Here is an 11,495-nt window from a genome sequence, read left to right as displayed (position 1 = left end):
ATGGAGCACTGGAAACGCACGATCGAACGGGCCAATCGCTGCTTCATGCTCGGCGAGCTGATCGATGCCCGCGAGGCTTACCTGCAAGCCCTGGCCCTGGCGCAAGTGCTGTTCGAACGCTGGGCCGATGCCGACGAAGCGGTGGCGGCCTGCGTCGTCTCCCACCACAACCTTGCGGATCTGCACCTGCGCCTGAATCAACCGGAGGAGAGCGCCGAATACCTGTGCGCGATTCATCAACGGCTGTTACAGACCATGCAGGACGAGCGCCTGCGTCCGGCCCTGCGGGAAGCGGCGTTGCGCCAGAGCAGCAAGACCTACGTCGAACTGCTGAATTTCATCAGCGAGCACGGCGAATATCCGCGCACCCAGCGCCTGCTGCATCCGGATACCGGCAATGCGCGTCGCGCGCCAGCCACACATCACCATGGAGTTCACTGAAAATGGCTTTTACGTTGCCTGCCTTGCCGTACGCCTACGACGCCCTGGAACCGCATATCGATGCGCAGACCATGGAAATCCACTACACCAAGCATCACCAGACCTACATCAACAACCTCAACGCGGCGGTTGAAGGCACCGAGTTTGCCGAGTGGCCGGTTGAAAAACTGGTCGCCAGCGTCCAGCAATTGCCGGAAAAACTTCGCGCGGCCGTGATCAATCAGGGCGGCGGACACGCCAACCACTCGCTGTTCTGGGAAGTCATGGTGCCCAACGGTGGTGGCAAGCCTGATGGCGCGCTGGCCCAGGCAATCGATGAGCAACTGGGCGGGCTCGAGCGTTTCAAGGAAGCGTTCACCAAAGCCGCGTTGACCCGGTTCGGCAGTGGCTGGGCCTGGCTCAGCGTCACACCCGACAAGAAACTGATCGTGGAAAGCAGCGGCAATCAGGACAGCCCGCTGATGAACGGCAATACGCCGATTCTCGGTCTGGACGTCTGGGAGCACGCCTACTACCTGCGTTATCAAAACCGTCGCCCGGAATACATCAACGCGTTCTACAACGTGATCAACTGGCCGGAAGTCGCCGCGCGCTTTCAGGCCGCACTGGTTTAAGTCTTCTATAAAAACAATCCAAGGCTGACTATGGGCACTGAGACACTGGCGATCGGCGGTGGGCGTATGTTTCGTTACGCCGTGGGATCGTTGTTGCTGTTGGCGGGCATGACCTTGCTGGTCGCCCATGGACTGGAGTGGCTGAGTCTGGAGCCGCGACTGTCGCGGGCGTTGCAGGGTGGTGCGATCTGCGCACTCGGCACAGCGCTTGGCGCTGTGCCGGTGCTGGTTATTCGCAACATGCCACAGGCACTTGGCGATACGTTGCTGGGGTTTGGAGCCGGGGTGATGCTGGCCGCGACGGCGTTTTCGCTGATCGTGCCCGGCATCGCAGCCGCTGAAAGCCTGGGTCTGACACCGTGGGCCGCCAGTGGCCTGATCTGCTTTGGCATCCTGCTCGGTGCGTGCGCCCTGTATCTGGTGGATCTGCGCTTGTCCGGCGCCTCTGCGCAAATGCTGGTCGGCACCCTTGAACACCCGGTGATTCCACCGCGAATCTGGCTGTTCGTCTTCGCGATCATTGCCCACAACATTCCTGAAGGCATGGCGGTCGGCGTATCGGCGGGCGGCGGCGTGCCCGACGCGGACAGCCTGGCGATGGGCATTGCCTTGCAGGATGTGCCGGAAGGGCTGGTGATTGCGCTGGTGTTGGCTGGGGCGGGGATGTCGCGGGTCAAGGCGTTCGTGATCGGCGCAGCGTCAGGTCTGGTCGAGCCGGTGTTTGCCCTGTTGTGTGCGTGGCTGGTCGGCCTGGCGGAGCTGTTGTTGCCATTGGGGCTGGCACTGGCGGCGGGAGCGATGTTGCTGGTGGTGACCCATGAGGTGATCCCCGAGTCGCGACGCAATGGTCATGACAAGCTCGCCAGTCTTGGCTTGCTGATCGGGTTCTGTCTGATGATGGTGATGGATACAGCATTGGGTTGAGTTGAATTGTGGCGAGGGAGCTTGCTCCCGCTGGGCTGCAAAGCGGCCCCATTCGCTATCTGCCAGTTGCACCGTATTGACGACTGCTACGCAGCCGAGCGGGAGCAAGCTCCCTCGCCACTACAGGCGATCAACCGCCTTCGTCGAAGTAGTTGTTGATCAGCGTCACCAGCGCATCCAGCGCTTCCTCTTCCTGATGGCCTTCGGTGCTCAGATAGATTTTGGTGCCCTTGCCGGCGGCGAGCATCATCATCGCCATGATGCTTTTGCCGTCAACGGTGGTCTCCGGCGTGCGCCCCACTCTGATCGTGCAATCCGGGTACTGGCCTGCCACGCCAACGAACTTCGCGGAAGCTCGGGCATGCAAACCCAGTTTATTGATGATTTCGATTTCCAGAGCAGGCATCGCGGTGTGAATCCTTTAAGTGAGGTCGCGGTGGCGAACCTGGACGTTCTTCAGGGTTTTCTGCAGGGCCTGACCCAGGCGTTCGGTCAGGTAAACGGAGCGGTGATGCCCGCCGGTGCAGCCAATGGCAATGGTGACATAGGCGCGGTTGCTCGCGGCGAAGCGCGGCAGCCATTTATTCAGATAGCCGAAGATGTCCTGATACATCTCCTCGACTTCCGGCTGCGCCGCAAGGTATTCGGCGACCGGTGCATCGAGACCCGATTGCGCGCGAAGTTCCGGCTTCCAGTACGGGTTCGGCAGGCAGCGTACGTCGAATACCAGGTCCGCATCCACCGGCATGCCACGCTTGAAGCCGAACGACTCGACCAGAAAGGCCGTGCCCGGCTCTGGCTGGTTCAGCAGGCGCAGCTTGATGGTGTCGCGCAACTGATACAGGTTCAGATTGGTGGTGTTGACCTTGAGGTCGGCCAGGTCGGCGATCGGGCCGAGCAGGGCGGTCTCGTCATGAATGGCTTCGGCCAGCGAGCGATTGGCGGTGCTCAACGGGTGGCGCCGACGGGTTTCCGAGAAGCGCTTGAGCAGGGTTTCCTCGTCGGCATCCAGATAGAGCACGTCGCACTGGATGTGCCGGCTGCGGACTTCTTCCAGAAGCTCGGGGAAGCGCGACAGATGGCTCGGCAGGTTGCGGGCATCAATCGACACAGCCACCAGCGGCTGGGCCAGTTCGGTGTGAACCAGAGCGCGTTCGGCGAGTTCGGGCAAAAGGCCGGCCGGCAGGTTATCGATGCAGTAGTAGCCGTTGTCCTCAAGGACATCCAGTGCGGTGCTTTTACCCGAGCCGGAGCGGCCGCTGACAATGATCAAGCGCATGATTAGTGACCGTTCTGCTCGCTCAGGACGACCTGATACAAGGCTTCGTTACTCGGTGCGCTGCGCAGTTTTTCGCGCACTTCCTTGCGATCGAGCATGCTGGCGATCTGGCGCAGTAATTCCAGGTGGGCATCGGTGGCCGCTTCCGGGACCAGCAGGACAAACAGCAGGTCAACCGGTGCGCCGTCGATGGCATCGAAATCGATGGGGGCATCAAGGTGCATCAATGCGCTGATAGGCGCTTCGCAGCCTTTGAGGCGGCAGTGGGGAATGGCGATGCCGTTGCCGAAACCGGTGGAACCGAGTTTCTCACGGGCGATCAGCGCCTCGAAGACATCCTGCATCTCCAGATCCGGCACTTCGCGGGCGATCAGGTTGGCAATCTGTTCGAGGGCTTTCTTTTTACTGCCGCCCGGCACGTTCACGAGGGAACGGCCGGGGGTCAGGATACTTTCAAGTCGGATCATGGGGTGGGGGGTTATCGACCGGTCGCGCCCTGGAGCAGGCTCTGGGTCTTTTCCTTATGCTTTTTGAGTTGTTTATCCAGCTTGTCGGTCAAGGCGTCGATCGCCGCGTACATATCGGTATGTTCCGCGTTGGCGACCACTTCGCTGCCGGGTATATGCAAGGTGGCTTCGATTTTCTGCTTCAGCTTTTCGACGCACATCGTGACCTGCACGTTGGTGATCTTGTCGAAATGGCGCTCTAATCGTTCGAGTTTCTCATTGATGTAAGCGCGCAGAGGTTCGGTCACTTCCAGTTGGTGTCCACTGATGTTGACTTGCATACAGCTTCTCCTTCGTTGCCAGTGCATAAAGCGGCAGGCCGGATAGCCTGCCACTGGAACGCTGTAACGTGGCTTACATCAACCGCTTGCGTTCGCTCGAAGGCGCGATCCCGAGGGATTCGCGGTACTTGGCGACGGTGCGGCGAGCCACCTGAATGCCTTGTGCCTCCAGTAAACCAGCGATCTTGCTGTCACTCAACGGCTTTTTCTGATTTTCCGCCGCAACCAGTTTTTTGATGATTGCGCGGATCGCTGTGGACGAGCATTCGCCGCCTTCGGAGGTGCTGACGTGGCTGGAGAAAAAGTATTTCAGTTCATAAATACCGCGCGGGGTATGCATGAATTTCTGCGTGGTGACCCGGGAAATCGTCGATTCGTGCATGCCGACCGCCTCGGCGATGTCGTGCAGGACCAACGGTTTCATGGCTTCGTCACCGTATTCCAGGAAGCCGCGCTGATGCTCGACGATCTGGGTGGCGACTTTCATCAGGGTTTCGTTGCGGCTTTGCAGGCTCTTGATGAACCAGCGCGCTTCCTGAAGCTGATTGCGCATGAAAGTGTTGTCGGCGCTGGTGTCGGCACGGCGGACGAAGCCTGCATATTGCGCATTGACCCGCAGGCGCGGTACCGACTCCTGGTTCAGCTCGACCAGCCAGCGTTCGTTGTCCTTGCGCACAATGACGTCGGGCACCACGTATTCGGCTTCGGTCGATTCGATCTGCGAACCCGGGCGCGGGTTGAGGCTCTGCACCAGTTCGATGACCTGGCGCAGCTCATCTTCCTTGAGCTTCATGCGTCGCATCAGCTGGCTGTAGTCGCGGCTGCCCAGCAGATCGATGTAGTCGCTGACCAGACGCTTGGCTTCGTTCAGCCAAGGGGTCTTGGCGGGCAGCTGACGCAGTTGCAGCAGCAGGCATTCGCTGAGATTGCGCGCACCGATGCCGGCTGGTTCGAATTGCTGGATGCGATGCAGGACGGCTTCGATCTCGTCCAGCTCGATGTCGAGCTCCGGGTCAAAGGCGTCGAGAATTTCTTCGAGGGTTTCGTCGAGGTAGCCCTGATTGTTGATGCAGTCGATCAGGGTCACGGCGATCAGGCGATCCGTGTCGGACATCGGCGCCAGGTTCAGCTGCCACAGTAGATGGCTGTGCAGGCTTTCCCCGGCGGAGGTGCGGGTGGTGAAGTCCCACTCGTCGTCATCGCTGGTGGGCAGGCTGCTGGCGCTGGTCTGGTAGACGTCTTCCCAGGCGGTGTCGACGGGCAGCTCGTTAGGGATGCGCTCGTTCCATTCGCCATCCTCCAGGTTGTCCACCGTCGGGGCGGTTTCCTGATAGGACGGTTCCTGAATCTCGGTATTGGGCTTTTGTTCGGCGTTGTCCGCCAAAGGATCGGAGTTGTCGAAGTCGTCGCCGTCTTCCTGGCGTTCGAGCATCGGATTGGATTCCAGGGCCTCCTGGATTTCCTGTTGCAGGTCCAGGGTGGACAATTGGAGCAGGCGGATGGCCTGTTGCAGCTGCGGTGTCATCGTCAGCTGCTGGCCCATTCTCAAGACTAGCGATGGTTTCATGGCAGGGGCTTAACACCTTATTCGCCGGCGCGCATGCGCCATCCACTACAGGGCGCCGAAGCGCCAAACTTAAGCAAATTATATGCCTGAAACTGTCGTGTTTGCCTAGAGCGCTGTAACAATAAAAGCGTATAAAAATCAGCTTCAACGTTACAGCACCCCAACGGCTGGCCGGGTGTGCTCGCGCTTTAGAGGCGGAACTCGTGGCCCAGGTACACTTCCTTCACCAGATCGTTGGCGAGGATGGTTGCAGCGTCACCTTCGGCGATCAATTGACCGTCGTTGACGATGTAAGCGGTTTCGCAGATATCCAGGGTCTCGCGGACGTTGTGGTCGGTGATCAGTACGCCGATGCCCTTGGCCTTGAGGTGATGGATGATCTGCTTGATGTCGCCGACCGAGATCGGGTCGACACCGGCGAACGGTTCGTCGAGCAGGATGAATTTCGGTGCGGTGGCCAAGGCGCGAGCGATTTCCACCCGGCGGCGTTCACCACCGGACAGGCTCATGCCGAGGTTGTCGCGGATGTGGCTGATGTGGAATTCCTGCAGCAGGCTTTCCAGTTCCTTGCGACGCCCGGCCTTGTCGAGTTCGGCGCGGGTCTCGAGGATGGCCATGATGTTGTCGGCTACCGACAGTTTGCGGAAGATCGACGCTTCTTGCGGCAGATAGCCGATACCGGCCTTGGCGCGACCGTGCATGGGCTGGTGGCTGACGTCCAGATCGTCGATCAGCACGCGACCCTGATCGGCCTGCACCAGGCCAACGATCATGTAGAAACAGGTGGTCTTGCCAGCGCCGTTCGGGCCGAGCAGGCCAACGATCTGGCCGCTGTCGATCGACAGGCTGACGTCGCGCACAACCTGGCGGCTTTTATAGGCCTTGGCCAGGTGCTGAGCTTTCAGAGTTGCCATTACTGGGTTTTCTCGTCGGTTTTCTTCTTCGGCTGGATCACCATGTCGATGCGCGGACGCGCTTCAGTGACCTTGCTGCCGGTAGCGCGACCGGCGCTGGCCAGTTTCTTCACGGTGTCGTAGACGATTTTCTCGCCCTGAGTGGTGTTGTTGTCCTTGTCGACAACCTTGGCCTTGTCGATCAGCACGACGCGGTTTTGCGCAGCGTGGTACTGGATCGTCACGCCCCAGCCCTGAACAGGCTTGGTGTCGCCAGCGGTTTGCAATTGCTCGAAGTAGGCAAGGTTGCCGACCGAAGTCACGACGTCGATGTCACCTGTCTTGGTGCGGGTGATGGTCACCGTGTTGCCTTTAACGGTCATCGAGCCCTGGGTGATGATCACATCACCTTTATAGGTGGCGATGCCGTTCTTGTCGTCCAGTTGGGCGTCGTCGGCCTGAATGCGGATAGGTTGCTGCTGATCGTTCGGCAGAGCCCAGGCGCTCACGCTTCCCAGTGCTGCGCCCAGACTGAGCAAAATAGGGAGGGTTTTAACGAGCCTCATACTGTCCTCTTACGTTCGATTGCAGGTGTATCCTGCTTTCCTTCAAATACGCCTTCATTCCCACGCCAGTCGATACACCGCCAGCGCCGTCGATTCTAACGGGTTGCTCGGTCTGCGCATATTGCTGCTGAGGGAACACCGTCATTCGTGTACTGGTGATCAGGGTGTCGCGGTTCTTTTCATCGGTGCGCTTGATGCGTACCGAGTCGATCAGTTCTACCTGCGTTCCGTCAGGATTCACCTCGCCACGCTCGCTGGTCACGTGCCATGGGAATTCGGTGCCGCGGAACATGTTCAGGTCGGGTTTGGTGACCAGGGTCACGTCCGTCGCTTTCAGGTGCTCGGCCTTGTCGGAGGTCATTTCGTACTGCAGCTTGCCGTCCGGAAGGTATTGCAGGGTATGTGTGTTGGTGGCGTACCAGTCGATGGCCGTGTCTTCGACCTTGACCACAGGTTTGTCGAGGAAACGCTCAGGGCTGATGTTCCAGTAGCCGACCGCCGCAAACATGGCAGCGATACAGCCGAACAGCAGGAAGTTGCGAAATTTTTTGCTAAACATGATTTGGCTCACAGGTACGCGGCGTTGGCCGCATCGAGGCGGCCCTGGGCGCGCAGGATCAATTCGCAGAATTCGCGGGCAGCGCCTTCGCCACCGCGAGCCCGAGTGACGCCATGGGCGTGTTCGCGCACGAAGTCGGCAGCGTTGGCAACGGCCATGCCCAGGCCTACGCGGCGGATCACCGGCAGGTCAGGCAAGTCGTCACCGAGGTAGGCGACCTGTTCATAGCTTAGGCCCAGTTGCGCCAGTAGACCGTCCAGAACCACCAATTTGTCCTCGCGACCCTGAAACAGGTGCGGGATACCGAGGTTCTTCGCCCGGCGCTCGACCACAGGAGTCTTGCGACCGCTGATGATCGCGGTTTCGACGCCGGCGTTCATCAGCATCTTGATGCCTTGGCCGTCGAGGGTGTTGAACGTCTTGAATTCGCTGCCGTCTTCAAGGAAGTACAGGCGACCGTCGGTGAGGACGCCGTCGACGTCGAATACCGCCAGTTTGATCGCTTTGCCGCGCTGCAGCAGGTCGGTTGTCATTACATCACTCCTGCACGCAGCAGATCGGAGAGGTTGAAGGCGCCGATCGGGCGATCTTCTTCATCCACGACAACCAGTGCGTTGATTCGGTGGTCTTCCATGATTTTCAGCGCTTCGGCGGCGAGCATTTCGGGCCGTGCGGTCTTGCCGTGCGCGGTCATGACCTGGTCGATGGTGGCGCTACGGATGTCGATGCTGCGATCCAGCGTGCGACGCAGGTCGCCGTCGGTGAAGATCCCGGCCAGTTTGCCGTCGGCTTCAACAATCGCGGTCATGCCCAGGCCCTTGCGGGTCATTTCCATGAGCGCATCCTTGAGCAGGGTGCCGCGTTGCACCAGTGGCAGTTCCTGGCCGGCGTGCATGACGTTTTCGACTTTCAGCAGCAGGCGTCGGCCCAGCGCGCCGCCCGGGTGGGAAAAAGCGAAATCTTCAGCGGTAAAACCACGGGCTTCGAGCAGCGCCACGGCCAGCGCGTCGCCCATGACCAGCGCAGCGGTGGTCGAGGATGTCGGCGCCAGGTTCAAAGGGCAGGCTTCATGCTCGACATGCACGTTGAGATTGACCTCGGCGGCCTTGGCCAGCGGCGACTGCGGATTGCCGGTCACGCTGATCAACTGGATGCCCAGGCGTTTGATCAAAGGCAGCAGGGTGACGATTTCGTTGGTCGAGCCGGAGTTGGACAGGGCGAGGATCACGTCGTCGCGGGTGATCATGCCCATGTCGCCGTGGCTGGCTTCGGCTGGATGCACGAAAAAGGCCGGGGTGCCGGTGCTGGCCAGGGTTGCAGCAATCTTGTTGCCGACGTGCCCGGATTTGCCCATGCCGACGACGACCACACGGCCTTTGCTGGCCAGAATCATCTCGCAAGCGCGTACGAAATCGGCGTCGATATGGGGCAACAAGCCTTGTACGGCTTCCACTTCGAGGCGGATGGTGCGTTGTGCCGATTGAATCAGGTCGCTGGATTGGCTCATGTCAGAAATCGTATAGCCCGATGAAAAGGCGGCGATTATAGCGGTTATGTTGAAAAGCCTCACGCAAGTTCGTCGTGCTTTGTCATTCCTCGTAACCAAAACCCTTAAAAAGTGCCGTCAGGCCTGTCATATCGCTGAACACGGACGGGCTTGGGCCTTGGGCGCTTGGCGATTGCAGTGATATAGTTCGCCGCCAGTTCGGCCCGCCCGGGAGGTATGTGCTTTCCAAGGAAAGCCAGGCGTCCGAGTGAGAGGCTGCATCGCAAGGAGTTTAGATGAGTGCCGATAACGCCTACGCGGTCGAGCTGAAGGGAGTCTCCTTCAAGCGCGGTGCGCGCAGCATTTTCAATAACGTCGATATTCGCATCCCGCGCGGCAAGGTCACCGGCATCATGGGACCTTCCGGGTGTGGCAAGACCACGCTGCTGCGTTTGATGGGGGCGCAATTGCGTCCTTCCAGCGGGGAAGTGTGGGTCAACGGTCAGAACCTGCCGACGCTGTCGCGCAGTGATCTGTTCGATGCGCGAAAGCACATGGGCGTGCTGTTTCAGAGCGGCGCACTGTTTACCGATCTCGATGTGTTCGAGAACGTCGCTTTCCCCCTGCGTGTCCATACCCAATTGCCGGATGAGATGATCCGCGACATCGTCCTGCTCAAATTGCAGGCGGTCGGTCTGCGGGGCGCGATCGAGTTGATGCCCGACGAGCTTTCGGGAGGCATGAAACGTCGTGTTGCCCTGGCCCGTGCGATTGCCCTCGATCCGCAGATTCTCATGTATGACGAGCCGTTCGTCGGTCAGGATCCGATCGCCATGGGCGTGCTGGTCCGTCTGATCCGTCTGCTCAACGATGCGCTGGGCATCACCAGCATCGTGGTGTCCCACGATCTGGCCGAGACCGCGAGCATCGCTGACTACATCTATGTAGTAGGTGATGGTCAGGTGTTGGGGCAGGGTACGCCGGACGAGTTGATGAATTCGGATGAACCCCGTATTCGCCAGTTCATGACCGGTAACCCCGACGGCCCGGTGCCGTACCATTTTCCAGCGACGGATTACCGCGCAGATCTTCTGGGGAAGCGCTGATGCGCAGAATTTCATTGATAGAACGTGTGCGCCGCTTCGGCGAAGCCGCGATCGACGCTGTCGCGGTGTTTGGCCGGGCGACCCTGTTCCTGTTTCACGCGTTGCTCGGTCGCGGTGGCATCAGCGGCGGTTTCGGTCTGCTGGTCAAGCAACTGCATTCGGTTGGCGTGATGTCGCTGGTGATCATCGTTGTGTCCGGGATCTTCATCGGCATGGTGCTGGCGCTGCAGGGCTTCAGTATTCTGTCGAGCTACGGTTCGGAGCAGGCGGTGGGGCAGATGGTCGCTCTGACGTTGCTGCGTGAGCTGGGGCCGGTGGTCACGGCGCTGCTGTTTGCCGGGCGTGCCGGTTCGGCACTGACCGCCGAAATCGGCAACATGAAGTCCACCGAACAGCTTTCCAGCCTGGAAATGATCGGTGTCGATCCGCTCAAGTACATTATTGCCCCGCGTCTGTGGGCCGGTTTCATTTCCCTGCCGGTGCTGGCGATGATTTTCAGCGTGGTGGGTATCTGGGGCGGTTCGTGGGTGGCTGTCGACTGGCTTGGGGTGTATGAAGGCTCCTACTGGGCAAACATGCAAAACAGCGTGAACTTCACCAGCGATGTGCTCAACGGCGTCATCAAAAGTGTCGTTTTCGCCTTCGTCGTGACCTGGATCGCCGTATTCCAAGGCTATGACTGCGAGCCCACTTCCGAGGGCATCAGTCGCGCCACCACCAAGACCGTGGTATTCGCCTCGCTGGCGGTACTGGGCCTGGACTTTATTCTGACCGCTTTGATGTTTGGAGATTTCTGATGCAAAACCGCACCCTGGAAATCGGTGTCGGCCTGTTCCTGCTGGCAGGGATCCTGGCCTTGTTACTGCTTGCTCTGCGGGTCAGTGGCCTGTCTCCGACTTCGACCACCGACACCTATAAGCTTTACGCCTACTTCGACAATATCGCCGGTTTGACGGTCAGAGCCAAAGTGACCATGGCCGGTGTGACCATCGGCAAGGTCACGGCCATCGATCTGGATCGCGACAGCTTCACCGGTCGGGTAACGCTGCAAGTGGATAAAAAGGTCGACAACCTGCCGACCGACTCCACAGCGTCTATCCTGACCGCTGGCCTGTTGGGCGAGAAGTACATCGGTATCAGTGTGGGCGGGGAAGATACTCGCCTGAAGGATGGTGGAACCATCCATGACACGCAGTCGTCTCTGGTACTGGAAGACCTGATCGGTAAATTCCTGCTCAATACCGTTAGCAAAGACGCCAAATGAGGAGCTTTT

Annotated in this window: 16 protein-coding genes; 6 read left to right on the top strand and 10 right to left on the bottom strand. The window is 59.6% G+C overall.

Going from position 1 to position 11,495, the window contains the following annotated elements; genetic code table 11:
* Genes J5M57_RS04785 through J5M57_RS04775 form a run of 3 tightly spaced genes read left to right on the top strand, consistent with a single transcriptional unit; the run spans window position 1 to window position 1,979 of the window.
* Window positions 1–441 (top strand): hypothetical protein, encoded by a 441-nt coding sequence (locus J5M57_RS04785; protein WP_064585979.1) that lies wholly within the window; start codon window positions 1–3, stop codon window positions 439–441.
* A 2-nt stretch (window positions 442–443) separates the two neighbouring features.
* Complete coding sequence (locus J5M57_RS04780) at window positions 444–1,055, top strand: superoxide dismutase (protein WP_169843102.1); 612 nt, start codon at window positions 444–446, stop codon at window positions 1,053–1,055.
* Between the two features lie 30 nt (window positions 1,056–1,085).
* On the top strand, window positions 1,086–1,979 hold the full coding sequence (locus J5M57_RS04775) for a ZIP family metal transporter (RefSeq protein WP_207847745.1): 894 nt from the start codon (window positions 1,086–1,088) through the stop codon (window positions 1,977–1,979).
* Between the two features lie 130 nt (window positions 1,980–2,109).
* On the opposite strand, the gene J5M57_RS04770 is transcribed toward J5M57_RS04775, so the two are convergent.
* The 10 genes from J5M57_RS04770 to J5M57_RS04725 form a co-directional block, all read right to left on the bottom strand.
* Window positions 2,110–2,385, bottom strand: coding sequence for an HPr family phosphocarrier protein (locus J5M57_RS04770; RefSeq protein WP_207847743.1), 276 nt, complete (start codon window positions 2,383–2,385; stop codon window positions 2,110–2,112).
* Window positions 2,386–2,400: 15 nt separating this feature from the next.
* The gene (rapZ, locus tag J5M57_RS04765) at window positions 2,401–3,258 is read right to left on the bottom strand and encodes an RNase adapter RapZ (RefSeq protein WP_169843105.1); all 858 of its coding nucleotides are present in this window, start codon (window positions 3,256–3,258) and stop codon (window positions 2,401–2,403) included.
* Between the two features lie 2 nt (window positions 3,259–3,260).
* Window positions 3,261–3,725, bottom strand: coding sequence for a PTS IIA-like nitrogen regulatory protein PtsN (gene ptsN / locus J5M57_RS04760; RefSeq protein WP_025109459.1), 465 nt, complete (start codon window positions 3,723–3,725; stop codon window positions 3,261–3,263).
* Between the two features lie 11 nt (window positions 3,726–3,736).
* Complete coding sequence (gene raiA, locus J5M57_RS04755) at window positions 3,737–4,045, bottom strand: ribosome-associated translation inhibitor RaiA (RefSeq protein WP_169843106.1); 309 nt, start codon at window positions 4,043–4,045, stop codon at window positions 3,737–3,739.
* A 73-nt stretch (window positions 4,046–4,118) separates the two neighbouring features.
* Window positions 4,119–5,612: an RNA polymerase factor sigma-54 gene (locus J5M57_RS04750; protein WP_064585985.1), complete on the bottom strand. Its 1,494-nt coding sequence runs from the start codon at window positions 5,610–5,612 to the stop codon at window positions 4,119–4,121.
* Window positions 5,613–5,800: 188 nt separating this feature from the next.
* Window positions 5,801–6,526 carry an LPS export ABC transporter ATP-binding protein gene (gene lptB / locus J5M57_RS04745; RefSeq protein WP_003221693.1) on the bottom strand — a complete coding sequence of 242 codons (726 nt, stop codon included), beginning with the start codon at window positions 6,524–6,526 and terminating at the stop codon, window positions 5,801–5,803.
* Window positions 6,526–7,071 carry a lipopolysaccharide transport periplasmic protein LptA gene (gene lptA, locus J5M57_RS04740; RefSeq protein ID WP_169843107.1) on the bottom strand — a complete coding sequence of 182 codons (546 nt, stop codon included), beginning with the start codon at window positions 7,069–7,071 and terminating at the stop codon, window positions 6,526–6,528. Before lptA ends, lptB begins: the two co-directional genes overlap by 1 nt.
* The gene (gene lptC / locus J5M57_RS04735; protein ID WP_064585987.1) at window positions 7,058–7,630 is read right to left on the bottom strand and encodes an LPS export ABC transporter periplasmic protein LptC; all 573 of its coding nucleotides are present in this window, start codon (window positions 7,628–7,630) and stop codon (window positions 7,058–7,060) included. Before lptC ends, lptA begins: the two co-directional genes overlap by 14 nt.
* A gap of 8 nt (window positions 7,631–7,638) precedes the next feature.
* A complete protein-coding gene (locus tag J5M57_RS04730) occupies window positions 7,639–8,163 on the bottom strand; it encodes an HAD family hydrolase (RefSeq protein ID WP_007967216.1) in 525 nt (174 codons plus the stop codon).
* Window positions 8,163–9,137 carry a KpsF/GutQ family sugar-phosphate isomerase gene (locus tag J5M57_RS04725; RefSeq protein ID WP_207847741.1) on the bottom strand — a complete coding sequence of 325 codons (975 nt, stop codon included), beginning with the start codon at window positions 9,135–9,137 and terminating at the stop codon, window positions 8,163–8,165. Before J5M57_RS04725 ends, J5M57_RS04730 begins: the two co-directional genes overlap by 1 nt.
* Before the next feature lie 275 nt (window positions 9,138–9,412).
* Between J5M57_RS04725 and J5M57_RS04720 the strand changes: the two genes are divergently transcribed.
* From J5M57_RS04720 to mlaD, 3 genes are read left to right on the top strand one after another with little or no spacing between them, the layout of a single operon-like run.
* Window positions 9,413–10,222, top strand: coding sequence for an ATP-binding cassette domain-containing protein (locus J5M57_RS04720; protein WP_003221703.1), 810 nt, complete (start codon window positions 9,413–9,415; stop codon window positions 10,220–10,222).
* Complete coding sequence (mlaE, locus tag J5M57_RS04715; RefSeq protein WP_027610851.1) at window positions 10,222–11,019, top strand: lipid asymmetry maintenance ABC transporter permease subunit MlaE; 798 nt, start codon at window positions 10,222–10,224, stop codon at window positions 11,017–11,019. Before J5M57_RS04720 ends, mlaE begins: the two co-directional genes overlap by 1 nt.
* The gene (gene mlaD / locus J5M57_RS04710) at window positions 11,019–11,486 is read left to right on the top strand and encodes an outer membrane lipid asymmetry maintenance protein MlaD (RefSeq protein ID WP_007967220.1); all 468 of its coding nucleotides are present in this window, start codon (window positions 11,019–11,021) and stop codon (window positions 11,484–11,486) included. The genes mlaE and mlaD overlap by 1 nt, the downstream gene beginning before the upstream one ends.
* Window positions 11,487–11,495 lie beyond the last annotated feature (9 nt).

Origin of the sequence: Pseudomonas sp. 86_A (genome assembly GCF_017491705.1) — a bacterium.
Classification (GTDB): Bacteria; Pseudomonadota; Gammaproteobacteria; order Pseudomonadales; family Pseudomonadaceae; genus Aquipseudomonas; species Aquipseudomonas koreensis.
This window is presented reverse-complemented; position numbering and strand designations above follow the sequence as displayed.